Genomic DNA, 26,399 nt, shown 5'->3' on the forward strand with positions numbered 1-26,399 from the left:
GAAGGTCGCGTTCAGATACCGGTGTCACTAAGCCCTCGTTACGAACTTATGAACTCCTTATGCACCTTTATGTCCGATTTATCACGTCTCGCTATGAGGCTGTCAAGTATCTGAAAGCTACAACCTGGTGGACATTCCAGAACGATGCCAAAACCCACCGTCCAGCCAGAGAGAAACGCTTGACGTTCGATAAACGAGTTGCGAGAGTCCGTTCGACCCACTTCTTCCTTGTTGCTGCTGCACAGACCACACCGGCGGGAGCTTTCGCACCATGACGACGCCAACTGAGGACACGACCGAGACCGATCCGGTCCTCGTCGCGTCCGCGACGGAAGCGACCGGCAACAAGCCGGCCGAGCTTCTCGGGCGCACCCCGGGCCAGATTGCCTGGAGCCGCTTCAAGCGCAACCGCATCGGTGTGCTCTGCGCCGTGATCGTGATCGGCTACATCCTGGTCGCGCTTCTCGCGCCGGTGATCACCAAGCTCTACGGGCAGTCGCCGTACATCCCGTACGGCCTGCGCGACATGAGCCTGGTCGACGACAACGGCGTGCCGGTCGGCGCGAACGGCGGGATCAACGCGACCCATTGGTTCGGCATCACGCCGACCACGGGCTACGACATCTTCGCCAAGCTGATCTACGGCATCCGGACCTCGCTCGGCATCGGCCTGCTGATCACGATCCTGTCCAGCTTCGTCGGCATCGTGCTCGGCGTCGCCCAGGGCTACATGGGCGGCAAGTTCGACTACCTGGTGGGCCGCGTCACCGACCTGCTGCTCGGTCTGCCGACCCAGCTCTTCTACATCGCCTTCACGCCGATCGTGCTGATCTGGTTCGTCCCGCTCAACCGCGAGACCCCGGTCTACATCCGCGTGATCGCGATCGTGCTGGTGCAGTCGTTCCTCGGCTGGATGGCCACCTCCCGCCTGCTCCGCGGCATCTCGCTGAGCCTGCGTGAGCGCGAGTACATCGAGGCCGCCAAGATCTCCGGTGCCTCCTCCTGGCGCATCATCTTCAAGGAGCTCATGCCGAACCTGGCGACCACGATCCTGGTCCAGGTCACGCTGATGCTCCCCGCGATGGTCACCGCCGAGGCCGGCCTCTCCTTCCTTGGTGTCGGCATGGTCGAGCCCACCCCCGACTGGGGCCTGATGTTCCAGGACGCGGTGAACAACTACCAGAACGACCTCACCTACCTGCTCTTCCCCGGTCTGTCGCTGATGATCTTCACCATCGCGTTCAACCAGTTCGGGGATGCGGTCCGGGACGCACTCGACCCGAAGACCATCCGCTAACCGCACCACCCCCACCGCAGTACCTTGCACCACCCTGTTTCACCTTCTTGCACCCCCAGCACCGGCCCACCCCGGGGCAACGTCGCCCCGCCGGTCCGCGCTGGCCAGACCCAACATGACCAGTGACAGGTAGGAACCAATGAGACTTCGCAAGGCAGCACTTGTGCCGGCGCTCGTGGCGGTCAGCGCGCTCACGCTGACGGCTTGCGGTGGGGGCGGCAGCAGCAGCAGCGGCGGCGCCAACAGCAGCGCCAAGTCGTCGGTGCAGAACTTCGGCATCGCCACCGACATCGCCGACTCGACGGGTCCGGCCAAGGACGTCGCCGGCGCCAAGCAGGGCGGCACCGCGCACGACCTGGAGGCCTCGGGCTTCGACTACCTGGACCCGCGCCAGCAGTACGTCAACCAGTACCAGGCGCTCGGCATGCTCTACAGCCGCCAGCTGACCGCGTACAAGACCGACCCGGCCACCGGCAAGACCATCCTGGTCGGTGACATGGCGACCGACCCGGGCAAGACCACCGACGGTGGCAAGACCTGGACCTGGACCCTCAAGGACAACCTGAAGTTCCAGGACGGCACCCCGATCACGTCCAAGGACATCAAGTACGCGATCGAGACGCTGTACCAGGACTACCAGACCAACGGTCCGACCTACATCCAGACCTGGCTCTCCGGCCAGGACTACCGCAAGGTCTACCAGGGTCCGCAGAACGGTCAGGACCTGCCGGACAGCGTGATCAGCACGCCGGACGCCAAGACCATCACGATGCACTTCACGGCCGTCCACAACGACGCGCCGTACGCCGTCGCGATGCCGAACATCACGGCCATCGAGAAGTCCAAGGACGACGGCCAGAAGTACAACAACCACCCGGTCTCCATCGGTCCTTACATGATCAAGGACTACCAGCCGGACAAGTCGCTGACCCTGGTCAAGAACCCGAACTGGGACCCGAAGTCGGACCCGCTGCGCCACCAGTACGTGGACGGCTGGAACTTCGAGCTCAACGTCGCGCAGCCACAGCTGACCCAGCGCCTGATCGGTGGCGCCGGTGACGACAAGAACGCGATCAGCCTGGTGGCCAACGCCGACCCGAGCCTGATCAAGACCATCCAGGGCGACTCCAGCATGGCGCCGCGGACGGTCAACAAGTTCCAGCCCTACGTCGATGTCTTCAACATCAACACCACCCGCGTGACGGACGTCAAGGTCCGCCAGGCCCTGGCCAAGGCCTTCCCGGCCGCCCAGGTGCAGCGCCTCGAGGGTGGCGCGACCACCGGTGACATCGCGGGCAACCTGATGAGCCCGACCGTCGCCGGCTGGCAGGACACCGACCCGCTGGGCATCAAGAAGAACCCGATGGGCGACCCGCAGGCGGCCAAGGCGATCCTGCAGGCCGACGGCAAGCTCGGCTACCACATCACGCTCGCGTACTCGAACAGCGCGAAGTGGCAGAACATCTCGGCGGCGGTCCAGGACTCGCTGACCCAGGCCGGCTTCCAGGTTGACCGCAAGGAGCTGGACCCGACCACGTACTACACCGAGATCGGCAAGGTCAACAACCAGTTCGACCTGTACCGTTCCGGCTGGGGTGCCGACTGGCCGGCCGGTGGCACCGTGATCCCGCCGACCCTGGACGGTCGTACGATCGCCGACGGTGCGACCAACTACTCGCACTACAACAACCCGGCGATGAACACCGAGATGGACCGCATCGCCACCATCGCCAACCCGACCGACGCCGCCGCCGCGTGGATGAAGCTCGCGGACAACATCCTCACCACCGACGTCCCGGAGATCCCGGCCGCCTACGACAAGTTCTTCAACGTGTACGGTGCCGGCCTCGGCGGTGTCGCCTACAACGAGGTGCTGGGCTGCATGGACGTCTCCAGCGTCTACATCAAGTAAGCACCGGATCCGGAGCCGGCCTCCGGGCCGACTCCCCCTGGCAGGGCCACCCGCTCCGGGTGGCCCTGCCTGGGCCACGTGTTGACCTCCCGTAATCCGGGGGTCGCACTCTCCACGACGCGGCCGCCGCAGGCGCCCTCACTCGGAAGAGCTCACCCAATGCTCCGATTTCTCATCCGCCGGGCGCTCGGCGCGATCGTCATCATCTTTCTGCTGATCTGCCTCACCTTCTTCGCCTTCCACACCATGCCGGTCGACCCGGCGCAGCTGAACTGCCCGAAGGGCTGCACGCCGGAGCTGCTCGCGCAGATCCGGACGAACATGCACCTCGACCGGTCGGTCATCCAGCAGTTCTGGGACTACGTCAGCGGCCTGTTCGTCGGCCAGGACATGGGCCAGCTCGGCCACTGCGCCGCCCCGTGCTTCGGCTACTCGTACAACGCGCAGCAGTTCGTCTGGGACCGGATCTCGGCCAACTACCCGGCCACCTTCGTGCTCGCCATCGGCGGCGCCATCTGCTTCCTGACCATCGGTGTCGGCCTGGGCATGCTGTCCGCCTGGAAGCAGGGCAAGTGGATGGACCAGGTCGCGAGCTCGATCTCGCTGATCGGTCAGTCCACCCAGATCTACTTCATCGGCCCGCTGGCCATGGCGCTCTTCGTCTACAACCTGCACTGGCTGGACCGCCCGCAGTACGTCCCCTTCACCCAGGACCCCTGGGGCTGCTTCATGGGGATGATCCTGCCGTGGCTGGTCATGTCGGTCATCTTCTGGTCGAACTACACCCGCCAGGTCCGCTCCCTGATGCTGGAGCAGCTCTCCGAGGACCACATCCGGGCCGCCCGGGCCAAGGGCATGTCCTCCTCGTACGTGTGGTGGCGCTACGCGCTGCGCGGTGCGATGGCCCCGATCATCACGATCTTCGGCATCGACCTCGGCGCCGTCTTCTCCGGCGCGATCATCACCGAGTACACCTTCAGCATCCACGGCCTCGGCTTCCTCGCCGTCAACTCGGTGCACTCCGCGGACCTCAACCTGGAGCTCGGCGTGCTGATCTTCAGCTCCGTCTCCATCCTGCTCTTCAACATCATCGTCGACGCCGCCTACGGTCTCCTCGACCCCCGGGTCCGGCTGGGATGACCCCCACCGCATCCGCGTTCCTTCCGCTCCACCCAGTCCCCGAGGAGATCCGACCGTGAGCACCCTCACCAAGTCCGAGTCCGCCGCCGCACCCCAGGCCGGCTCCGCCTTCCTGTCGGTGCGCGACCTGCAGGTCCGCTTCCGCACCGAGGACGGCATCGTCAAGGCCGTCAACAACCTCACCTTCGACATCGAGAAGGGCAAGACCCTCGGCATCGTGGGTGAGTCGGGCTCCGGCAAGTCGGTGTCCAACCTGGCCGTGATGGGCCTGCACAACCCGAAGAACACCACCATCGAGGGCTCCGTCGTCCTCGACGGCCAGGACCTGCTCAAGGCCTCGCAGAAGGACCTCGAGAAGCTCCGCGGCAACAAGATGGCGATGATCTTCCAGGACGCGCTGGCCGCGCTCTCGCCGTACTACACGATCGGCCGGCAGATCGCCGAGCCGTTCATGAAGCACACCGGCGCGAGCAAGAAGGAGGCCCGCGACCGCGCGATCGAGATGCTGCGCCGCGTCGGCATCCCGCAGCCGCAGACCCGGGTGGACGACTTCCCGCACCAGTTCTCCGGCGGTATGCGCCAGCGCGCCATGATCGCGATGGCGCTGGTCTGCGACCCCGAGCTGCTGATCGCCGACGAGCCGACCACCGCGCTCGACGTGACCGTGCAGGCGCAGATCGTGGACCTGCTCAAGGACCTCCAGCAGGAGACCGGCACCTCGATCATCTTCATCACCCACGACCTCGGCGTGATCCGTGAGATCGCCGACGACGTGCTGGTGATGTACGCGGGTCGCGCGGTCGAGCGCGGCACCATGCGCGAGGTGCTCAAGACCTCCCAGCACCCGTACGGCTGGGGCCTGCTGAGCTCCATCCCGCGGATCAACGCGGCGGTGGACGTCCCGCTGGAGCCGATCCCGGGCACCCCGCCGTCGCTGCTCAACCCCCCGGCCGGCTGCGCGTTCCACCCCCGGTGCACGTACCGTGAGCTGGTGGTCGGCGACAAGTGCACGACCGAGCGCCCGCCGCTGGAGCTGGCGAACGGCCACCTGTCGGCCTGCCACCTCACCCCCGCGCAGAAGCAGTCCATCCTCACCGAGCAGATCCTGCCCCGGCTGAGCAGCTGAGCCTCGGTTAAGGAGTCAAGGAAATCCCATGAGCGCAGAGCAGACTCTGACCAAGCCGACGGGCGCGGCCCCCACCCCCGGCGACGTGCTGCTTGAGGTCAACGGCCTCACCAAGCACTTCCCCGTGATGGGCGGCTTCCCGTTCAAGCGCCAGGTCGGCGCTGTCCAGGCGGTCGACAACGTGAGCTTCTCGGTCAGCGCGGGCGAGAGCCTGGGCCTGGTCGGCGAGTCCGGCTGCGGCAAGTCGACCACCGGCCGACTGGTCACCCGCCTGTACGAGCCGACCGGCGGCTCGATCAAGTACAACGGCCAGGAGATCGCGCACGCCAACCGCAAGGAACTGGCGCCGATCCGGTCCGAGATCCAGATGATCTTCCAGGACCCGTACTCCTCGCTGAACCCGCGGCACACCGTCGGTACGATCATCAGCAACCCGATGGAGATCAACGGGATCAACCCGCCCGGCGGTCGCACCGCCCGGGTCAAGGAGCTCCTGGAGATCGTCGGTCTCAACCCGGAGCACTTCAACCGCTTCCCGCACGAGTTCTCCGGCGGTCAGCGTCAGCGCATCGGCGTCGCCCGCGCGCTCGCGCTCAACCCGAAGCTGATCATCGCGGACGAGCCGGTCTCCGCGCTGGACGTCTCGATCCAGGCGCAGGTCGTCAACCTGCTCCAGGGCCTGCAGCGCGAGCTGGGCATCGCGTTCGTCTTCATCGCGCACGACCTGTCGATCGTGCGGCACTTCTCGCAGCGCGTCGCGGTGATGTACCTGGGCAAGATCGTCGAGATCGCCGACCGGGACTCGCTCTACACGAAGCCGCGCCACCCGTACACGCACGCGCTGCTCTCGGCCGCGCCGGACGCCGACCCGGACAACGTCGCCGCCGAGCGCATCCGGCTCACCGGTGACGTCCCGTCGCCGCTGAACCCGCCGTCCGGCTGCCGGTTCCGCACCCGTTGCTGGAAGGCGCAGGAGAAGTGCGCCACGGAGGAGCCGCCGCTGCTGCAGCTCAGTGGCAACGCCGAGGGCCACCTCACGGCCTGCCACTTCCCGGAGGACGGCGACGCCTCGAAGCGCACCGCCACCACCGAGGTCCCCGAGCCGCGTGCGGCGAAGGAAGACGGCAAGAAGGACGCCAAGGACGCCTGACCGGCGCCCGCAGCACACACCCGAGGGCCCCCGGAGCATCGACTGCTCCGGGGGCCCTCGGCGTTCTCAGGAGGCCGCGGTGCCCCCGTTGCCGCCATTGCCGGAGCTGCCGCCGTTGCCGCCGGCGGCCGGTCCGGCTTCGCGCTCGGCGGCGAAGTGGCAGGCCGACTCGTGCGCCGCCGGCCCGGTCAGCCAGCTCGGCACGGCCAGCAGCGGCACCTCGGCCGCGCACCTGTCCTGGGCCTTCCAGCAGCGGGTGCGGAACCGGCAGCCGGACGGCGGGTTGGCCGGCGAGGGGACGTCCCCGGTCAGCACGATCCGGTCCCGCGCCGCCCGCGCCTTCGGGTCCGGCACCGGCACCGCGGAGAGCAGCGCCTGGGTGTACGGGTGCGTGGCGTGGTCGTAGATCTCCAGGTCGGAGCCGATCTCCACGAGCCTGCCCAGGTACATCACGCCGACCCGGTCGGAGATGTGCCGCACGATCGAGAGGTCGTGCGCGATGAAGATGTACGAGAGCTCGAACTCGTCCTGCAGCTGCTCCAGCAGGTTGATCACCTGGGCCTGCACCGAGACGTCCAGCGCCGAGACCGGCTCGTCGCAGATGATCACCTCGGGCTTGAGCGCCAGCCCGCGCGCGATCCCGATCCGCTGCCGCTGGCCGCCGGAGAACTGGTGCGGGTACCGGTTGATGTACTCCGGGTTGAGCCCGACCACGTCCAGCAGGTCCTGCACCGCCTTGCGCCGATCGCCCTTCGGCGCCACCTCGGGGTGGATCTCGTAGGGCTCGCCGATGATGTCGCCGACCGTCATCCGCGGGTTGAGCGAGGTGTACGGGTCCTGGAAGACCATCTGGATGTTGCGCCGCACGGCCTTGAGCCCCGCGCCGGTCAGCTTGGAGATCTCCTCGCCCTTGTACCGGATCGAGCCCTCGGTGGCCGGCTCCAGGTTCATCAGCACCTTGGCCAGCGTGGACTTCCCGCAGCCGGACTCGCCGACGATGCCGAGCGTCTCCCCCTTGCGCAGGTCGAAGGAGACCCCGTCCACCGCCTTGACCGCGCCGACCTGCTTCTTGAAGACCACGCCCTGCAGCAGCGGGAAGTGCTTGACCAGGTCGCGCACCTGAAGGATCGGTTCGCCTTCGGACACCGGCCGGGCGAAGGTCGCCGCCTGCGGCGCGCTCGCGCCGAGCGCGGTGGCACCGTCAGTCATCGAGGGTCTCCTTCCAGAAGTGGCAGGCACTGGCGCGCCCGGGGAGCGGCGCGCCGCCCTCGTCCGTCAGCTCGAAGAGCGGCGGCACGGTGGTCCGGCAGATCTCCTGGGCCCGTGGGCACCGCGGGTTGAACGCGCAGCCGGGCGGGATCCGCAGCAGGTTGGGCGGCAGGCCCTTGATCGCGTAGAGCTCCTGCCCCTTCTGGTCGAGCCGCGGGATGGAGTCCAGCAGGCCGCGGGTGTACGGGTGGCCCGGCTTGGCGTAGAGCTCGTGCACCGGCGCCGTCTCGACGATCCGTCCGGCGTACATCACCGCGATCTTGTCCGCGACGTCCGCGACCACGCCGAGGTCGTGGGTGATCAGGATCAGGCCCATGTGGTACTCGGCCTGGAGTTCGGCGAGCAGGTCCATCACCTGGGCCTGCACGGTGACGTCGAGCGCGGTGGTCGGCTCGTCGGCGATGATCAGGTCCGGCTCCAGCGCGAGCGCCATCGCGATCATGATCCGCTGGCGCATGCCGCCGGAGAACTGGTGCGGGTAGTCGCCGACCCGGGCGGCGGCGGCCGGGATCCGCACCCGGTCCATCAGCTCGATCGCCTTGGCCTTGGCCTCCTGGCGCGAGCTGCCCCGGTGCACCCGGTACATCTCGCCGAGCTGCGCGCCCACCGTGTGCACCGGGTTGAGCGAGGAGAGCGCGTCCTGGAAGATCATCGCCATCTGCGAGCCGCGGACCTTGCGCCGCTCCTCGTTGCCGAGGGTCAGCAGGTCCCGGCCCTTGAAGACGATCTGGCCACCCGTCACGAAACCGGGCGGGCTGTCCAGGATGCCCATCACCGCCTGGGCGGTGACCGACTTGCCGGAGCCCGACTCGCCGAGGATGGCCAGCGTCTCACCGGCCCGGACCGAGTAGTTCACACCGTTGACGGCCTTGGCGACGCCGTCCCGGGTGCGGAACTCCACGTGCAGGTCCTTGACCTCGAGCAGCGGGGTCTGCGCACTGTCCGAGGTGGTCGCGCGGGGTTGGCTGCTGATGCTGCTGCTACTCATCGGTGGTGGGGCCCTCTCTCAGCGCAGCTTGGGGTCGAGGGCGTCGCGGACCGCGTCGCCGAGCATGATGAACGCGAGCACGGTGATGCTCAGCGCCCCGGCGGGGAAGAGCAGCATGTGCGGCGCGATGCTGAAGGTGTCCGACGCGGCCGAGATGTCGATGCCCCAGGAGACGGTCGGCGGCTTGAGGCCGACGCCGAGGTAGCTCAGCGTCGCCTCCAGCGCGATGTACGTGCCGAGCGCGATGGTTGCCACCACGATGATCGGCGCGACCGCGTTCGGCAGGATGTGCCGCAGCATCAGCCGCTTGCTGCCGGCGCCGAGCGCGCGGGCCGCCGTGACGTAGTCCTGCTGCTTGGCCGTGATCACCGCGCCGCGGGCGATGCGGGCCAGCTGTGGCCAGCCGAGCACCACGATGAACGCGACCACGATCCAGATCGACCTGGTGGAGATCACCGAGAGGAAGACCAGGCCGCCGAGCAGGATCGGGATGCCGAAGAAGATGTCGGCGACCCGGGAGATCACCGAATCCGACCAGCCGCCGAAGAAGCCGGCCAGGCCGCCGAGCAGCGTACCGACCAGCGCCGACCCGACGGTGGCGCAGACGCCCACTGTGATCGAGGCGCGCGCGCCGTAGACCGTCCGCGCGTACACGTCGCAGCCCTGGGTGTCGTAACCGAACGGGTGGCCGGAGGTCGGCCCATGCTGGGACTTGGTCAGGTCGCAGCTGAGCGGGTTGGTCGAGGTGAACAGACTGGGCCAGATCGCCACGATGACCAGGAAGACGATCAGCAGACCGGAGATGATGAAGATCGGGTTGCGCCGCAGGTCGCGCCAGGCGTCCTGCCAGAGGCTGCGCGGCACCTCCCGTTCGTCCGCTGCCGCGACCCCCGGCTCGTCGGCGAGCCGCTCGGCCTTGATCAGGGTCTCGGCCTCCATGGTGCCGAGATCGAGGGTCCGGCTCTCGACCGCGCTCTGCATCTCCTCGTCTTCGTCACCAGCCCCCGCCATCGGGTCCGATTCGTTGTACCTATCCTGGTCAGGCATACCGGATCCTCGGGTCCAGGACCGCGTAGAGCAGGTCGACGAGCAGGTTGGCCAGCAGGAAGACGATGACCAGGATGGTCACGAAGCCGACCACGGTGTTGGTGCTCTGCCGGACGATCCCCTGGTACAGGGTGTAGCCGACGCCGTGGATGTTGAAGATCCGCTCCGTCACCAGCGCGCCACCCATCAGCGCGCCCAGGTCGGTTCCGAGGAACGTGACGACCGGGATCAGCGAGTTGCGCAGCAGGTGGTTCAGCACCACCCGGCGGCGCGGCAGGCCCTTGGCCGTCGCGGTGCGCACGTAGTCCGCCTTGGAGTTCTCCGCGACGGTGGTGCGGGTCAGCCGGGCGACGTACGCGAGCGAGACCGAGGCCAGCACGATGCCCGGCAGGATCAGCGATTCGAACGTCACGTCGAAGCCGACCGTGGCCGGCAGGATCCCCCATTTCACGCCGACCAGGTACTGCAGCACGTAGCCGGTGACGAAGGTCGGGATGGAGATGACGACCAGGGTCAGGATCAGCACCGAGCTGTCCACGGTCTTGCCCCGCCGCAGCCCGCTGATCAGGCCCAGGCCGATGCCGAAGACCACCTCGATGACGAACGCCACCGCGGTGAGCTTGAGCGTGACCGGGTAGGCGGCAGCAAGCTGCGAGGTCACCGTCTGCCCGCTGAAGGTGGTGCCGAAGTCCCACTGGAACAGCCGGCCCATGTACTTGACGTACTGGAGCCAGAGCGGGTCGTTCAGGTTGTACTGGGCCCTGATCTGCGCGGCCACCGCCGGGTCGGGCGCCCGGTCGCCGAAGAGCGCGTTCACCGGGTCGCCGAGCGCGTGCACCATGACGAAGATCAGGAAGGTGGTCCCGATGAAGACCGGGATCATCTGGAGCAGGCGCCTGAGGACGTAGCGTCCCATGCGAACCTCCACTGAGCAGGCGAAGACCGGCGGCCGGCTCCACCCCGGGAGCCGGCCGCCGCCGCTGGCTAACTGACGGTGATCTCGGTGTAGACCGGGACGCTGAACGGGTCGAGCATCACGTTGTTGACGCGGTTCGACCAGGCCACCGTGCCGTTCTGGTACCAGAGCGGGATGGCCGGCACGTCCGTGACGAGCATCTTCTCCGCGGTCTGGAAGTCGGAGACCGAGGTGGCCGCGTCGGGCGCCGCGTTGGCCGTGTTGACCTGGCTGTCGAACTGCGGGTTGCTGTAGTGCGAGTCGTTCGACGAGCCGCCCGTCGTGTAGACCGGCTGCATGAAGTTCTGGATCAGCGGGTAGTCCATCTGCCAGCCGGTCCGGAAGGGCCCGGTCATCTTCTTGTTGGTGACCTGGTTGCGGAAGTCCGCGAAGGTGCCGATCGGATTACCGACGCAGGCGCTGGTGTTGCCCAGCACGGTGTTGATGCTGTTGCAGGTCGCGTCGACCCAGTCCTTGTGCCCACCGTCGGCGTTGTAACTGATGGTCAGCTGGCCGCCGGGGATGCCGCCGCCCTGCTCGATCAGCTGCTTGGCCTTGGTCGGGTTGTAGGTGCAGAGGTCACCGCAGAGGCCCTCCTTGAAACCGCCGGTGGAGCCGAGCACCGGGGAGGTCCAGTCGGTGGCCACCGTGCGGGTATTGGTGAAGATGTTCTTGACGATCGTGGGCCGGTCGATCGCCATCGAGATGCCCTGCCGGACCAGCTTCGCGTTGTCGGTGTTCCACTGCGGCTGGTAGAGCGGGAACGAGACGGTCTGGATGATGCCGGCCGGCACGTTCAGGAAGCGGGCGGTGCTCGGCCCGCCGGCCAGCGTCTTCAGCGCGGTGGTGGAAAGCGTGTTGTCCACGTCGAGCGCGCCGGACTGGAGGTCGGAGTAGGCGGCGTTCGGGTCGGTGTAGACGGTCAGCGTGATGCCGCCGTTCTTCGGCTTGTTGGTGCCGCTGTAGTTCGGGTTCGGCACCAGCTGCATCTGCTGGCTGCGGGTGTACGACTGGATCATGTACGGCCCGTTGCCGACCGGCTTGTTCAGGAACGCCGCGTGGTCGGTGAAGAAGCTCGCCGGGAGCGGGTAGTACGCGTTGTAGCCCAGGGTCTGCGGCCAGGTGGTGAACTTCTGGGTGAGCGCGACCGTGAAGGTGTTGTCGTTGACCACCTTGAGGCCCGACAAGGTCTGCGCGGTCGGCGAGCCGCTGGCCGGCGCGACGTCGTTGTAGCCCTGGATGTACTGGAAGAAGCTCGCGTTGACCTGCTTGTTGGTGGAGAGCGCGCCGTAGTTCCAGGCGTTCACGTAGGACGAGGCGGTCACCGCCGTGCCGTCACTGAACTTCCAGCCCGGCTTCAGCGTCACCGTCCAGTTCTGCTCGTCGGAAGAGGTGATCGAATCGGCATTGGCGTTGCTGGCCGCGCTCGTCTTCGGGTCGTACTGGACCAGCCCGGCGAAGACCATGTTCATCACCGCGCCGCCGTTCACCTCATTGGTGTTGGCCGGCTCCAGCGGGTTCTGCGGGTCGCCCCACCACGCTCGGACGACACCGCCGCCGCCCGACGAGCTGGACCCGCTCTTGCTGCTGCTGCAACCGGTGACCACCAGGGCCGCCGACGTCACTGCGATCACGGCCCAGCGCACTCTGGTGGCTGAAGGCATGAAGGACCTCCTCAGGGGGGTGTGTGAGGCATCACACCCCATTCGAAGGGCCGGGCGGCCGCGACGCACCCGCAGCAGGGCCACACGGGCGCGCCGTACCGCCGAACAGGTGAGAGGAGGGCGCTGAAACGCCGTCAGCCGGCTCCCCGCGAGGGGGAACCGGCTGACGGCGTGAAGCGGGCGCTGCTGAGGCTGGGTCAGCCCTTCTTGGCGCGCGAGGCCGTACGGCCGCGCTCCTTCTGGTCCAGGACGACCTTGCGGATGCGCACGGTCTCCGGGGTCACCTCGATGCACTCGTCCTCGCGGCAGAACTCCAGCGACTGCTCCAGCGAGAGCTTGCGCGGCGGCACCAGGTTCTCGGTGGTGTCGGAGGAGGCCGCACGCATGTTGGTGAGCTTCTTCTCCTTGGTGATGTTGATGTCCATGTCGTCCTGGCGCGAGTTCTCGCCGACGATCATGCCCTCGTACACCTCGGTGGTGGGCTCGACGAAGAGCACACCGCGCTCCTGGATGCCCATCATGGCGAACGGCGTCACGACACCGGCGCGGTCGGCCACCAGCGAACCGTTGTTGCGCATCCGCAGCTCGCCGAACCACGGCTCGTGGCCCTCGAAGATGGAGTGCGCGATACCCGTACCACGGGTGTCGGTCAGGAACTGGGTGCGGAAGCCGATCAGGCCACGCGCGGGGACGATGAACTCCATGCGGACCCAGCCGGAGCCGTGGTTCGTCATGGTCTCCATGCGGCCCTTGCGGGTCGCCATCAGCTGGGTGATCGCGCCGAGGTACTCCTCGGGGCTGTCGATGGTCATCCGCTCGACCGGCTCGTGCATCTTGCCGTTGATGACCTTGGTGACGACCTGCGGCTTGCCGACGGTCAGCTCGAAGAGCTCCCGGCGCATGGTCTCGACCAGGATGGCCAGCGCCAGCTCGCCACGGCCCTGGACCTCCCAGGCGTCCGGACGCTCGGTCGGCAGCACGCGCAGCGAGACGTTACCGATCAGCTCGCGGTCCAGGCGGTCCTTCACCATGCGGGCGGTGACCTTGTGGCCCTTGCCGCCCTTGCCGACCAGCGGCGAGGTGTTGGTGCCGATGACCATCGAGATGGCCGGCTCGTCCACCGTGATCAGCGGCAGCGCGATCGGGTTCTCCGGGTCGGCCAGGGTCTCGCCGATCATGATCTCCGGGATACCGGCGACGGCGCAGATGTCACCGGGGCGGGCCACCTCGGCCGGCTTGCGGGTGAGCGCCTCGGTCATCAGCAGCTCGGTGATCTTGACCTGCTGGATCGAGCCGTCGCGCTTCATCCACGCGACCTGCTGGCCCTTGCGCAGCTCGCCCTGCTCGACGCGGCAGAGCGCGATGCGGCCGAGGAAGTTGTCGGCGTCCAGGTTGGTGACGTGCGCCTGCAGCGGGGCGTCGGCGTCGTACTCCGGGGCCGGCACGGCGGACAGGATGGTGGAGAAGAACGGCTCCAGCGAGTCGCTGTCCGGCGGGACGGTGCCGTTCTCCGGCTTGGTCAGCGAGGCCACGCCGTCACGCGCGCAGGCGTAGACGATCGGGAACTCGATCTGCTCCTCGGTGGCGTCCAGGTCGAGGAAGAGGTCGTAGGTCTCGTTGATGACCTCGTCGATCCGGGAGTCCGGACGGTCGGTCTTGTTGATGCAGAGGATGACCGGCAGCTTCGCGGTCAGCGCCTTGCGGAGCACGAAACGGGTCTGCGGCAGCGGGCCCTCGGACGCGTCCACCAGCAGCACGACCGCGTCGACCATCGACAGACCGCGCTCGACCTCGCCACCGAAGTCGGCGTGGCCCGGGGTGTCGATGATGTTGATCGTGATCGGCTCGCCACCCTCCTTCGGGTGGTACTTGACCGCGGTGTTCTTCGCGAGAATGGTGATGCCCTTCTCGCGCTCCAGGTCGTTCGAGTCCATCATGCGGTCGTCGAGGTGCTGGTGCGCAGCAAAGGCACCGGCCTGCTTGAGCATCGCGTCGACGAGGGTGGTCTTGCCGTGGTCGACGTGGGCGACGATGGCGACGTTGCGGATGTCGTTGCGCGTGGGCATGCGGAGCGAAGTCTCCCGGAGTCGTGAGTTGCGGCGCCCCGGCCTGTCCCGGTCCACCCGCCGGGCTTAACATGCCACGGCTTGTCCTATGGTACGTGGCCGCCGACGGGTCGCGCTCAGCGGAGGAACCCCACGTCCTGATAGCGCGGCCAGCCGAAGCCGAAAGCGCCCGCGCCGGCGACCCCGCCGCGGACCGCGACCAGCTCGGGGCGCTGGTAGAGCGGCAGCGAGTGACCCAGCTCCCAGATCCGGGCATCGGCCTGCTGGAGCAGGGCCGTCTGCCTGCCCCGGTCCGGCTCGGCGGCCGCCCGCGCGAACAGCTGGTCGATCTCCTCGGTGCCGGCGCCGCCGTAGTTGAGCTGCTCGACCAGCTTGCCGTCGGCGCCCGGGCGGGGCTTGGCGTACAGCGGCAGCTCGTCCGCCGCGGGGAACGCGGTGGCCGGCCAGGAGAAGAGCGCGAGGTCCCAATCGCCGCCGGCCAGGTGGTCCTTGACGAAGCCGGCGGCCGGCACCGGCTGCATGTGCACCGTGACGCCGGCCGGGGCGAGCTGGGTGATCAGCTCGGCAGCGGTGCGGCGGGCCGCGGCGGAGTCATCCGGGAGCAGCAGGTTGAGGTCCAGGTGCAGTTCCTTCGCGGTCGCGCCGAGTGCGCCGCTGTTGTCCTGGTAGCCGTCCTGGTCAGCCATGAGCAGGTGGCTGCCGAGCGGGGTGGCGGGCAGGCCGAGCGGCGTCAGCGCGGCCTCGGCGAGCTTCTTGCGGTCCACCGCGGCGGCCACCGCACGGCGCACGGCGGGGTCGGCGAGCGGGCCGCGGGCGCCGTTCAGGGTGAGCTGGGTCCAGGACGGCGCGGCCGCCCGGTGCAGCGTGACACCGGTCAGCGCCTGGGCCCGGTGCAGCATCTGCACCGAGGAGTCGGCGGCGTCGGCGGACTTCGCGACCGGCGCCTGATCGACGGTGCTCTCCAGCGCAGCGACATCGACGGTGCCCTGGTCGAGCGCGTCCAGCCGGCTCGCGGTGGCCACGAAGTCGAGCTCGTCGAGCTTGACCGGGGCACCCCACCAGTGCGGATTGCGCACCAGCACGGCCCTGCCCGCCTTGGCGTCCAGCGACCTCAGCAGCATCGGTCCGGCCGAGACCGGCAGTGCGCCCTCGGGCGGCGCGGCCGCCGGGGAGGCCGTCACGGTGGGCGGCCGGGCGGCCGGCTGGAGCGGGCTGAACAGCTCCCGCCAGTCGGCGTACGGCTGCTTGAAGACGACCTTGACCTGGTGCGGGTCGGCGCCGGCGGTCACCGAGTCGATCGCCGAGTAGCCGGGGTGGGCGGCCCGCAGCGCCGTCCACTGCGCGGTGAAGTCGACGGCCGAGAGCGGCTTGCCGTCGCTCCACACCGCCTTCGGGTTGAGCCGGTACGTCACGGTGGCACCCTGGGCGTCCGCGCCGGCCAGGTAGTCCGGATCGGCGACCGGGCGGGCCTTGGCGTCCAGCCGGTAGAGGCTGGGCAGCACCGCGTGCGCGATCAGCGCCGTGTCGGCGGGCGCGGCGGGGTCGTAGACGTCGAGCGAGGCCGGCACCGCGTCCACCGCCCAGCGCAGCGTGCCGCCGTCCCGGACCCGGCCGCGGTCGTCCGGCGTGAGGTCGGAGGCGGACTGGGTGGGTGCGGCGGGTTTCGGGTCGGCGGAGCAGCCGGCCAGCGCGGCGAGGACCACCGCGGCCGCAAGGAGGCCGTGGCCGGCCCGGAGAGAGCCCCTAGTGCTGGTCATGGCGACAACTCAACGACAGCCTCCGGCCCGGGGGCCGACGGCGCGACAATCGCTCGCCCGTTCGGCCCAGCGAAAATCCTGTCAGACCCCTTTCGGGCACATGTGATCAAGGTCACACTCGCAGAATGGCCACAACGACCAAACGCGCTGTGATCCCCGAACGCACCCTCCGCACCGACCGCTGGTGGCTGCCGCAGGTCAGTACAGCGGCCGGCCTGCTGGTCTTCATCGCCTACTCGACCTGGCGGGCCTTCGAGGGCGCGCACTACTACGCCGCGCCGTACGTCTCGCCGTTCTACTCCCCCTGCCTGGCCGCGAACTGCCGGGTGATGCGCGGCGGGGCGGACTGGGCGCTCTTCGGCGACTGGTGGCGGCTCTCGCCGGCCCTGCTGGTGCTGGTCTTCCCGCTCGGCTTCCGGCTGACCTGCTACTACTACCGCAAGGCCTACTACCGGGCCTTCTGGTCCTCGCCGCCGGCCTGTGCGGTGGCCGAGCCGCACGGCAGGTACACCGGCGAGACCCGGTTCCCGCTGGTGCTGCAGAACCTGCACCGGTACTTCTTCTACCTGGCGATCCCGGTCGCCGGGATCCTGACCTACGACGCGGTGCTGGGCTTCCGTGACGCCTCCGGTGCCTGGGGGCACATGGGCCTGGGCACCCTGGTGCTGCTCGGCAATGTCTCGCTGATCTGGGCGTACACGCTCTCCTGCCACTCCTGCCGGCACATCGTGGGCGGGCGGCTGCGGAACTTCTCCAAGCACCCGGTGCGCTACCGCGCCTGGCAGTTCGTCGGCCGGCTGAACGCCCGCCACATGCTGCTCGCCTGGCTCTCGCTCGCCTCGGTCGGCATCGCCGACCTGTACGTCTACCTGGTCTCGTCGGGCGCCTTCGCCGACCCGAGGTTCTTCTGAGAGGGGACTCACGCATGGAGGACTCACGCATGGAGGACTACGACGTGGTGGTGGTCGGCGCGGGCGGGGCCGGGCTGCGGGCCGCGATCGAGGCGCGTGAACAGGGCATGCGGGTGGCGGTGATCTGCAAGTCGCTGTTCGGCAAGGCGCACACCGTGATGGCCGAGGGCGGGATCGCCGCCTCGATGGGCAACGTGAACAGCGGGGACAACTGGCAGGTGCACTTCCGCGACACCATGCGCGGCGGCAAGTTCCTCAACCACTGGCGGATGGCCGAGCTGCACGCCAAGGAGGCCCCCGAGCGGGTCTGGGAGCTGGAGAGCTGGGGCGCGCTCTTCGACCGGACGGCGGACGGCCGGATCTCGCAGCGCAACTTCGGCGGCCACCAGTACCCGCGCCTCGCGCACGTCGGCGACCGGACCGGGCTGGAGCTGATCCGCACGCTGCAGCAGCGGGTGGTCGCGCTCCAGCAGCAGGACTTCAAGGAGACCGGCGACTACGAGGCGGGGCTGAGGATCCTTCAGGAGTACACCGTCACCCGGATCCTGAAGGACGGCGACCGGGTGGCCGGCGTCTTCGGCTACGCCCGGGAGAGCGGGCAGTTCTTCGGCATCGCCGCGCCCGCCGTGATCCTGGCCACCGGCGGGATCGGCAAGTCCTTCAAGGTCACCTCCAACTCCTGGGAGTACACGGGGGACGGCCACGCGCTCGCGCTGCTGGCCGGGGCCCGGCTGCTGAACATGGAGTTCGTCCAGTTCCACCCGACCGGCATGGTCTGGCCGCCGTCGGTGAAGGGGATCCTGGTCACCGAGTCGGTGCGCGGCGACGGCGGGGTGCTGCGCGACAGCTCCGGGCGCCGGTTCATGTTCGACTACGTGCCCGAGGTGTTCCGCGGCCAGTACGCCGAGACCGAGGCCGAGGCAGACCGCTGGTACGCCGACCCGGACCACAACCGGCGCCCGCCCGAGCTGCTGCCCCGCGACGAGGTCGCCCGGGCGATCAACTCCGAGGTCAAGGCGGGCCGCGGCACCGCGCACGGCGGCGTCTACCTGGACGTCTCCAGCCGGCTGCCGGCCGCCGAGATCATCCGCCGGCTGCCCTCGATGCACCACCAGTTCAAGGAGCTGGCGGACGTGGACATCACGAAGGAGCCGATGGAGGTCGGCCCGACCTGCCACTACGTGATGGGCGGCGTGGAGGTCGATCCGGACACCGCGGCGAGCCCCGGCGTCCCCGGGCTCTTCGCGGCCGGCGAGGTGGCCGGCGGGATGCACGGCTCGAACCGGCTGGGCGGCAACTCGCTCTCCGACCTGCTGGTCTTCGGCCGCCGGGCCGGGCTGCACGCGGCGCGGTACGCCGCGAACCTGTCGTCCCGGCCCACTCCCGACCAGGCCGAGCTGGACGCGGCCGCCGCCGAGGCACTGGCGCCGTTCGGCGAGGGCACCGAGCACCCGTACGCGCTGCACCAGGAGCTCCAGCAGACGATGAACGACCTGGTCGGGATCATCCGGCGGGCCGGCGAGATGAAGCAGGCGCTGGACCGGCTCGCGGTGCTGCGCCGCCGCGCGGGGCTGCTCTCGGTGGAGGGCCACCGGCAGTTCAACCCCGGCTGGCACCTGGCCCTGGACCTGCGCAACATGCTGCTGGTCTCGGAGTGCGTGGCACGCGCGGCGCTGCTGCGCCGGGAGAGCCGCGGCGGCCACACCCGGGAGGACTGGCCCGGGATGGACCGCGACTGGCGGCGGGTCAACCTGCTCTGCTCGCTGGAGGACTCGCCGACCGGCCCGGCCGTCCAGGTGGACCGGCAGGCCAATCCGCCGGTCCGGGCCGACCTGCTGGCGCTCTTCGAGCGGACCGAACTCGCGAAGTACTTCACCCCGGAGGAGCTGGCGGCCGATGAGCACTGAGCGGGTCGGGAACGAGATCGAGCTGCGGGTCTGGCGCGGCGAGGCGGGCGAGGGCGGCTTCGCGAGCTACCGGGTGCCGGTCAACGAGGGCGAGGTGGTGCTCGACCTGGTGCACCGGCTGCAGGCCACCCAGGCGCCCGACCTGGCCGTCCGGTGGAACTGCAAGGCGGGCAAGTGCGGTTCGTGCAGCGCCGAGGTGAACGGGCGGCCGCGGCTGCTCTGCATGACCCGGATGTCGGTGCTGCCGCCCGGCGAACCGGTGGTGCTCACCCCGCTGCGGGCCTTCCCGAGCGTGCGGGACCTGGTCACCGACGTCTCGTTCAACTACGCGAAGGCCCGCGAGGTGCCGGCCTTCGTGCCGCCGCCCGGCCTGGCGCCGGGCGAGTACCGGATGCTCCAGCAGGACGTGGACCGCCCGCAGGAGTTCCGCAAGTGCATCGAGTGCTTCCTCTGTCAGGACACCTGCCACGCGGTGCGCGACCACGAGGAGAACAAGGCGGCGTTCGCCGGGCCGCGGTTCCTGATGCGGGTCGCCGAGCTGGACCTGCACCCGCTGGACGCGGCCGCCGAGAGCGGGCTGGACCGCAAGCGCACCGCCCAGGAGGTGCACGGCCTCGGCTACTGCAACATCACCAAGTGCTGCACCGAGGTCTGCCCCGAGCACATCAGGATCACCGACAACGCGCTGATCCCGCTCAAGGAGCGGGTCGCCGACCGCAAGTACGACCCGCTGGTCTGGCTCGGCTCCAAGATCGGCCTGCGCCGGGCCGACTGAGCCGGGCCGACCGAGCCGCTCAGGCCTGAGCCGCGCAGGCCTGAGCCGCCCTCACATCCCCAGCTCGAACCAGACGATCTTGCCCTTCGGCGTCCGCCGGCTCCCCCAGCGCTCGGCCAGCAGGCTGACGAGTTGCAGGCCCCGCCCGCCCTCGTCGGTCTCCTGCGCCCGGCGCCGGCGGGGCTGCGCGTAGCCGTCGTCCCAGACCTCGCAGACCACGGTGGTGTCCCGCAGCAGGCGCAACCTGATGTCGCCCTTGCCGTGCCGCAGCGCGTTCGTCACCAGCTCGCTGACCAGCAGCTCGGTCGTGTCGACCAGCTCGTCCAGGCCGCGCACCAGCAGCCAGCCGCAGGCCAGTTCGCGGGCCTTGGCCACCGAGGTCGGCTCGGGCGGCAGCTTCCAGTCGCCGACCGCGTCCTCCGGGAAGGCCCGGACCCGGGCCATCAGCAGCGCGATGTCGTCCTCGCCGTGGTGCGGGTCGAGCTCGCTGAGCACCTGGTCGCAGAGCGTCTCCAGCACCGGGGCGCCGTTCTGCAGCGCGGCCCGGAAGGCGTGCAGGCCCTCCTCCAGCTGGTGCTTGCGCGACTCCACCAGGCCGTCGGTGTAGAGGCCGAGCAGCGCGCCGTCCGGCAGCGTGAGCTCGACCTCCTCGAACGGCTCGCCGCCGACGCCCAGCGGCAGGCCGGGCGGCACGTCGAGCATCCGGGCGTCCTCGCCGGGGCTGAGCAGCACCGGCGGCAGGTGACCGGCGTTCGCGAAGACGCAGCGCCGGGTGACCGCGTCGTAGACCGCGTAGACGCAGGTCGCCAGGTAGACCTCGACCGCCTCCTCGTCGGTCGGGCGGGCGCCCTGGCCGTAGCCGGGCAGCACCGCCGGGCCCGGGTCGCCCAGGCCCCGGGCGATCTCGTCCAGCGCGGTCAGCACCTCCGCCGGATCCAGGTCGAGCATCGCCAGGGTCCGTACCGCGGTGCGCAGCTGACCCATCGCCACGGCGGCCCGCAGACCGCGGCCCATCACGTCGCCGATCACCAGTGCGGTGCGGTTGCCGGGCAGCGGGATCACGTCGAACCAGTCGCCGCCGACCTCGGTGTTGTTGTTGCTGGGCCGGTAGCGGCAGGCGATCTCCAGGCCGCTGGCCTCCGGGTTGCCGGGCGGCAGCAGGCTGCGCTGCAGGATCAGCGCGCGCTCGTGCTCGCGCCGGTAGAGCCGGGCGTTGTCCACGCAGACCGCGGCGCGGGCGGCGATCTCCTCGGCGATCGCCACGTCCCGCGCGTCGAACGGCTCGCTGCCGATCGCGCGGGAGAGCTGGACCAGGCCGAGCACCACGTCCCGGGCGACCAGCGGCACCACCAGGGTGCTGCGCAGCAGCGGGTCGGGGCCGGGCTCGGGGATGGCGCTGCGGCCGGTGCGCAGCGCGCGGGCGTGCGGGGAGCGCGGCGGGTAGCAGAGCGTCCCGCCGGCCTCGGCCGTCGGCAGCGAGCCGTGCGGCGACGGGTCGCCGCCGAGCACCGAGGCAGCGCCGCCGACCACGCTGGAGACCGCCACCCGGCGCAGCTCGCCGCTGCCGTCGTACGGGTGCCCGTTGGCGCCGCCGAGCAGCGGGCCGGTGTCGCCGGAGAGCAGCGCCGAGTAGAGGTCGACGGTGGCCAGGTCGCAGAACTGCGGGACGACGACGTCCAACAGCTCCTTGGCGGTGGTCTCCAGGTCGAGCGTGGAGCCGATGTGCGCGCTGGCCTCGTTGACCAGCGCGAGGTTGCGCCGGACCCCGGCCGCCTCGCGCTCGGCCACGTGCCGGCTGGTCACGTCGTGCACCTGGCCTGCGATGCCGATCGGGCGCCCGGCCGGACCGGCCAGCCGGTAGAGCGAGATCGCCCAGCGGCGGTTGCCCTCGCGGGTCGGCACCGCGCGGTTGAAGCGCAGGTCCACCACCGGGTTGCCGCTCTCCAGCACCTGGCGCAGCGCGGCCTGCAGCCGCTCGGCCTCGGTCGGCGAGAACAGGTCGTGCGTGGTGAGGCCGGCCAGCGCGTCCGGCTCGACGCCGACCGCCTCGGCGAAGGCCGGGTTGACCCGCTGCAGCCGCAGCTGCTGGTCGAAGAGGAAGAAGCCGCTCGGGGTCTGCCCGAAGACGGCCTCGGAGGCGGCCAGGTCGGTCTCGATCCGGCGCAGCTTGCCCAGGTCGACGGCCAGACAGAGCGCGCCGCCCTGCTCGTGGTCGCCGTCCACGCCGGTGGCCGGCATCAGGTAGACCTCGGCCAGGCCCTCGGCGCCGTCCCGGTCCCGGTACGGCGCGGTGCCCACCCACTCCTCACCGGCCAGCGTGCGGTCCAGCCGCTCGCGGCCGCGGTGCCACAGCTCGCGCGGCACGAAGGCGGTCACCGGGTCGGCGCCGACCGCCTCGGCGGCGGGCAGCGCGAAAAAGTCGGCGGCCCGGTCGCTCCACTGGCTGATCCGTCCGTCGGGGCCGATCGCGAAGGTGGCGACCCGGATGTACTCGTAGAGCGAGCCCGGATCGCTGTGCCCCCAGCGGGCCGCACCGGGCCGCGGCGCCAGGGGCGCGGGCCCGCCGACCAGCGGCTCCGCCGCGGGGGTGCCGACGCTCATCGCTCCTGCGCTCACTCGTTCCTCGGTCGCTTGTCGCCCGGGCCCCTGCCGCTCGTCCCCGCGGCGGGGCCGCTGTTCCAACGCTTCGACACCGGTGGACCCCGCGGCTCGGGGCGACTGCCCGGGCACCGCGGCATGGCCGCTACCAGTCAGCGCTTCCCGCGCCGGCATGCTGTTCAAGGACCGACCCCTCCAACCCGCGCCCATCCGGATGTCGAGAAGACCGAGTATTCATCATCCGGGGGCGGGCGCACACGCCCCCAACATCACAACATCAAATCGGGCGAAGGTTTTTGCCCCAGGCCCTGCGCTACCAGCCTGCCATGCTCGCGCCCCTGATCCGCTCCCGTGCGCCGGTTCGGCATATTCACCCGCCCGATTGTCATGCCCGGAGCCGGTCGCGCCGTCGGTCGCCCACGCCCGGAGTCACAAAAGCGAATCCCGATTCGCTTCCTTCCCCGGCAATTCCTGCTCGAACCAGACCACCTTGCCCATGCCCTCGGCCCGGGCGCCCCAGCGCAGCGCGAGCCGGCGGACCAGTTCGAGCCCGCGGCCACCCTCGTCCGCCTCGGCCGCGTGCCGCTCGCGCGGCGGGTCGGGCAGCGGGTCGGAGATCTCCACCAGCAGAGTCTCGCCCAGCGTGAGGCGCACACCGATCGGTGCGCTGGCATACCGCACAGAATTCGTCACCAGTTCGCTGACCAGTAGCTCCGCGGTGTCCGTCAGGTCCTCCAGGACCCAGTCCTGGAGCGCGCCGCGGACCAGCCGACGGGCCCGGGAGACCGCGGTCGGCTCGGCCGGCAGCGTCCAGCCGACGGTGCGGGCGCCCTCCTCGCCCCGGCCGAGCCGGGCCAGCAGCAGCGCCACATCGTCGGGTTCGCGGCCCTGCTCCATCGTGTCCAGCACCGCCTCGCAGGCGTGCTGGAGCGAGACGTACGGCTTCTCCAGCACCGCCTGGAGCCGGCCCAGGCCGACGTCGAGGTCCTTGTCCCGGGACTCCACCAGGCCGTCGGTGCACAGCGCCAGCAGGCAGCCCTCCGGGATCACCAGCTCGACCGACTCGAACGGCACCCCGCCGACGCCGAGCGGCGCGCCGGAGGGCAGGTCCAGCACCCGGCCCTCGCCGCCCGGCAGCGCACTGCCGGAGCGGGCCGGGCCGGGGGTGGGCGGGTGCACCAGGACCGGCGGGATGTGCCCCGCCTTGGCCACCGTCAGGCGCGCGGTGGCCGGGTCGTAGACGGCGTAGACGCAGGTGGCCAGCAGCGCCTCGTCGGGGCCCTGGGCCAGGTCGTCGGCCAGCTCGTGGACGTGCCGCAGCAGCACGTCCGGCGGCAGGTCCAGCGCGGCCAGCACCCGCACCGCGGTGCGCAGCCGGCCCATCGTGGCGGCGGCCCGCAGGCCGTGGCCCATCACGTCGCCGACCACCAGCGCGGTGCGGTCGCCGGGCAGCGGGATCACGTCGAACCAGTCGCCGCCGACCTCGGCGCCGCTGCTGCCCGGCACGTAGCGGTAGGCGACCTCGACGCCGGTCGGCTGCGGGACCTGCTGCGGCAGCAGCGTGCGCTGCAGGGTGAGCGCGGCGGTGCGCTCGCGGGCGTAGAGCCGGGCGTTGTCCAGCGAACTGCCGGCCCGGTCGGCGAGTTCGACCGAGAAGGCCAGGTCGTCCCGGTCGAAGGCCTCCCGGCGCCCGGCCCGGGAGAGCACCAGCAGGCCGATCACGATGCCCCGGGCGCGCAGCGGGACCACCAGCATGGAGTGCGCACCGAGCTCCAGCGCGGCCTGCACCTTCGGGTCGCCCGGGTAGGTGGCATCCTCCAACTCATCCGCACCGGAGAGCAGTTCGGGCACACCGGTGCGCAGCACCCGGCCGTAGCAGGAGTCCTCGGCGAAGGTGATCCGGGCGCCGCGGCGCAGCATCGTCTCGACCTCCTCGCCGTCCTGGACGGCCGCCACGCCGAGCTGGAGCAGCGAGGTGCGCCGGTCGTGGCCGTGCCGGGGCAGGTCGTCGCCGTGCGCGACGGCCTGCAGCAGGATCGCGGCCGAGAAGTCGGCGAGCCGCGGCACCACCGCGCTGGCCAGCTCCTGCGCGATCCGGGACGCGTCCAGCAGGTCGCCGACCCGGGAGCCGAACTCGTTGAGCAGCGCGAGCCGGCGGCGGGCGTGCTCGACCTTGGCCACCGCCCGGTACCGCTCGGTGACGTCCATCACGGTGCCGGAGATGCCGAGCACCCGGCCGCCGCGGTCGGTCAGCCGGCTGTACGAGATCGACCGGAAGCCGGAGCGGACGGTGCCGGAGGCGGCCAGCGTCACATCGACCACCGGTTCGCCGGTGGCCAGCACCTGACGCTGGATCACGGTGATCTCGTCGGCCGCCCGCTCGGGCAGCGTCTCGCCGGTGGTGCGGCCGACGTGGTCCTCGGCGGGCACCCCGTTCATCTCGGCCAGGGTCTGGTTGACGGCGGTGTAGCGCAGCTCGGTGTCGAGCACCGCGATGCCGAGCGGGGACTGCTCGAAGAGCGCGTCGCGCACCGCCAGGTCGCGCTCGACGGCCCGTAGCATGCGCGCCTCGGCGAGCGCGACCAGCAGGAACGGCGTGCCGTCGCCGTCCACCAGCAGCGAGATCCGGACCTCGACCGGGACCTTGCCGTCATCGCGGTGGCGCAGCCGGGTCAGGCCCTTCCAGCCGCCGGTGCGCAGCGCGCTGCGGAACGCCTCCCGGGTCTCCTCGACGAGCTGCTGATCGACCATCAGCTCCTCGATCCGGCGGCCGACCAGCACCTCGCTGGGCCAGCCCAGCAGCTCCTCGGCCGCCTGGCTCCAGAGCACCACCCGGCCGCCCGTGTCGAGCATCGCGATGGCCACCTTGACCATGTCGAAGAGGCTGCCCTGGGTGTGGTCGTCCGGCAGCTCGGCGAGCAGCCCGGGCGGCTCACCGGCGGTCCGGTCGGTCAGCCGGCCGATCAGCTGGTCGGCGGTCCGGCCGTCGGGCCGCCCGGCGCCGGGGTAGGGCTCGGCCGGCACCCCGCGCACGGTCGGGGCGCCCCGGCCGCCGGTGGGGTGCTCGACCGACCGTTCGTACGGTTCGTCGGAGGGCTGCCCGTTGCGCCGGGCGGACGCGGCGGCGTCCCGCAGCGGACCGCGGGGCCTCAGTCTGGCCCGTGCGGCGGCGCTGCCCGTACTCCTCACCCTCCGCACCGACCGGGCCTCCACTGGGTTCCGATGAGCTCTGATGAGTGCCGACGAGTTCCGACCGACTTCCGGCGACTCACCAAGCGTGATGGATCATGCCGGAATGTGACATACCCATACCAAACCTCGGCTATCCCGGCATTTGGTGCATCTTTTCCGATCGGCCTACTTGGCCGGCCCGGCGGTGAGCAGCCGTTCGACCTCGGGCAGCACCTCGCGGTCGTGCTCCAGCCAGTCCACCGAGGTCAGCTCACCCGGGCCCAGCCAGCGCAGCTCGTCGTGGTCCTCCAGCGGCTGCGGCTCGCCGTCCAGCAGCTCGGCCGCCCAGATCCGCAGCACCAGACCGGCCCGGACCGGCCACTCGCCGGGCAGTCTGCACAGTGCTCTGGCCCGCACGCCCAGCTCCTCCTGGAGCTCGCGCTCCAGGGTCTGCTGCTGCGTCTCTCCGGGCTCGGCCTTGCCGCCCGGGAACTCCCAGCGCCCGGCCACCGCCGCGGGCGCGCTGCGCCGGGCGGCCAGCACCCGGCCCTGGTGGATGAGGGCTCCACCGACCACGATCCGGTTCTCCATAGGTGGACCCTAGTACCGCTGACGGGAGGGGCCCGGACGCCGACCGGTTCGGTTGGCGTGGGCCCGAACGCGTCG

The 26,399-nt window shown here is 70.2% G+C and carries 18 protein-coding genes; 8 read left to right on the plus strand and 10 right to left on the minus strand.

The window, feature by feature from the left end; translation table 11 throughout:
* Positions 1-271 precede the first annotated feature (271 nt).
* From AC060L_RS35335 to AC060L_RS35355, 5 genes are all read left to right on the plus strand, one after another.
* Positions 272-1,297 (plus strand): ABC transporter permease, encoded by a 1,026-nt coding sequence (locus AC060L_RS35335; protein ID WP_483803080.1) that lies wholly within the window; start codon positions 272-274, stop codon positions 1,295-1,297.
* Positions 1,298-1,436: 139 nt separating this feature from the next.
* Positions 1,437-3,209 carry an ABC transporter substrate-binding protein gene (locus AC060L_RS35340; protein WP_483803081.1) on the plus strand — a complete coding sequence of 591 codons (1,773 nt, stop codon included), beginning with the start codon at positions 1,437-1,439 and terminating at the stop codon, positions 3,207-3,209.
* Positions 3,210-3,368: 159 nt separating this feature from the next.
* Positions 3,369-4,349 (plus strand): ABC transporter permease, encoded by a 981-nt coding sequence (locus AC060L_RS35345; protein ID WP_483803082.1) that lies wholly within the window; start codon positions 3,369-3,371, stop codon positions 4,347-4,349.
* 55 nt (positions 4,350-4,404) lie between these two features.
* Positions 4,405-5,475: an ABC transporter ATP-binding protein gene (locus AC060L_RS35350; RefSeq protein ID WP_483803083.1), complete on the plus strand. Its 1,071-nt coding sequence runs from the start codon at positions 4,405-4,407 to the stop codon at positions 5,473-5,475.
* Between the two features lie 28 nt (positions 5,476-5,503).
* Positions 5,504-6,625 (plus strand): ABC transporter ATP-binding protein, encoded by a 1,122-nt coding sequence (locus AC060L_RS35355; RefSeq protein WP_483803084.1) that lies wholly within the window; start codon positions 5,504-5,506, stop codon positions 6,623-6,625.
* A gap of 66 nt (positions 6,626-6,691) precedes the next feature.
* Here AC060L_RS35355 and AC060L_RS35360 read toward each other — a convergent pair whose 3' ends face one another.
* The 7 genes from AC060L_RS35360 to AC060L_RS35390 all read right to left on the minus strand — a co-directional run bounded on the left by AC060L_RS35360 (position 6,692) and on the right by AC060L_RS35390 (position 16,371).
* Positions 6,692-7,834, minus strand: a complete 1,143-nt coding sequence (locus tag AC060L_RS35360) for an ABC transporter ATP-binding protein (protein WP_483803085.1) — start codon at positions 7,832-7,834, stop codon at positions 6,692-6,694.
* The gene (locus AC060L_RS35365) at positions 7,827-8,882 is read right to left on the minus strand and encodes an ABC transporter ATP-binding protein (protein ID WP_483803086.1); all 1,056 of its coding nucleotides are present in this window, start codon (positions 8,880-8,882) and stop codon (positions 7,827-7,829) included. The genes AC060L_RS35360 and AC060L_RS35365 overlap by 8 nt, the downstream gene beginning before the upstream one ends.
* Positions 8,883-8,900: 18 nt before the next feature.
* Complete coding sequence (locus AC060L_RS35370) at positions 8,901-9,929, minus strand: ABC transporter permease (RefSeq protein ID WP_483803087.1); 1,029 nt, start codon at positions 9,927-9,929, stop codon at positions 8,901-8,903.
* The gene (locus AC060L_RS35375; RefSeq protein WP_483803088.1) at positions 9,922-10,845 is read right to left on the minus strand and encodes an ABC transporter permease; all 924 of its coding nucleotides are present in this window, start codon (positions 10,843-10,845) and stop codon (positions 9,922-9,924) included. The genes AC060L_RS35370 and AC060L_RS35375 overlap by 8 nt, the downstream gene beginning before the upstream one ends.
* Positions 10,846-10,913: 68 nt before the next feature.
* Positions 10,914-12,548 carry a peptide ABC transporter substrate-binding protein gene (locus AC060L_RS35380; protein WP_483803089.1) on the minus strand — a complete coding sequence of 545 codons (1,635 nt, stop codon included), beginning with the start codon at positions 12,546-12,548 and terminating at the stop codon, positions 10,914-10,916.
* A 197-nt stretch (positions 12,549-12,745) separates the two neighbouring features.
* Positions 12,746-14,614 carry a translational GTPase TypA gene (gene typA / locus AC060L_RS35385; protein ID WP_483803090.1) on the minus strand — a complete coding sequence of 623 codons (1,869 nt, stop codon included), beginning with the start codon at positions 14,612-14,614 and terminating at the stop codon, positions 12,746-12,748.
* 116 nt (positions 14,615-14,730) lie between these two features.
* Positions 14,731-16,371 carry an ABC transporter substrate-binding protein gene (locus AC060L_RS35390; RefSeq protein ID WP_483803091.1) on the minus strand — a complete coding sequence of 547 codons (1,641 nt, stop codon included), beginning with the start codon at positions 16,369-16,371 and terminating at the stop codon, positions 14,731-14,733.
* 125 nt (positions 16,372-16,496) lie between these two features.
* Here AC060L_RS35390 and AC060L_RS35395 point away from each other — a divergent pair, with 125 nt between their 5' ends.
* Genes AC060L_RS35395 through AC060L_RS35405 form a run of 3 tightly spaced genes read left to right on the plus strand, consistent with a single transcriptional unit; the run spans position 16,497 to position 19,964 of the window.
* Positions 16,497-17,282: a hypothetical protein gene (locus AC060L_RS35395; RefSeq protein ID WP_483803092.1), complete on the plus strand. Its 786-nt coding sequence runs from the start codon at positions 16,497-16,499 to the stop codon at positions 17,280-17,282.
* A gap of 14 nt (positions 17,283-17,296) precedes the next feature.
* The gene (locus AC060L_RS35400; protein WP_483803093.1) at positions 17,297-19,189 is read left to right on the plus strand and encodes a fumarate reductase/succinate dehydrogenase flavoprotein subunit; all 1,893 of its coding nucleotides are present in this window, start codon (positions 17,297-17,299) and stop codon (positions 19,187-19,189) included.
* Entirely contained in the window at positions 19,179-19,964 is a 786-nt protein-coding gene (locus AC060L_RS35405; RefSeq protein ID WP_483803094.1) for a succinate dehydrogenase/fumarate reductase iron-sulfur subunit, read from the plus strand. The genes AC060L_RS35400 and AC060L_RS35405 overlap by 11 nt, the downstream gene beginning before the upstream one ends.
* 51 nt (positions 19,965-20,015) lie before the next feature.
* Here AC060L_RS35405 and AC060L_RS35410 read toward each other — a convergent pair whose 3' ends face one another.
* From AC060L_RS35410 to AC060L_RS35420, 3 genes are all read right to left on the minus strand, one after another.
* Positions 20,016-22,565 carry a SpoIIE family protein phosphatase gene (locus AC060L_RS35410; RefSeq protein WP_483803095.1) on the minus strand — a complete coding sequence of 850 codons (2,550 nt, stop codon included), beginning with the start codon at positions 22,563-22,565 and terminating at the stop codon, positions 20,016-20,018.
* Between the two features lie 426 nt (positions 22,566-22,991).
* Entirely contained in the window at positions 22,992-25,751 is a 2,760-nt protein-coding gene (locus AC060L_RS35415) for a SpoIIE family protein phosphatase (RefSeq protein ID WP_483803096.1), read from the minus strand.
* A 168-nt stretch (positions 25,752-25,919) separates the two neighbouring features.
* Positions 25,920-26,324, minus strand: coding sequence for a (deoxy)nucleoside triphosphate pyrophosphohydrolase (locus AC060L_RS35420; protein WP_483803097.1), 405 nt, complete (start codon positions 26,322-26,324; stop codon positions 25,920-25,922).
* Positions 26,325-26,399 lie beyond the last annotated feature (75 nt).

The sequence above is a fragment of the Kitasatospora sp. NEAU-69 genome (assembly GCF_057158765.1).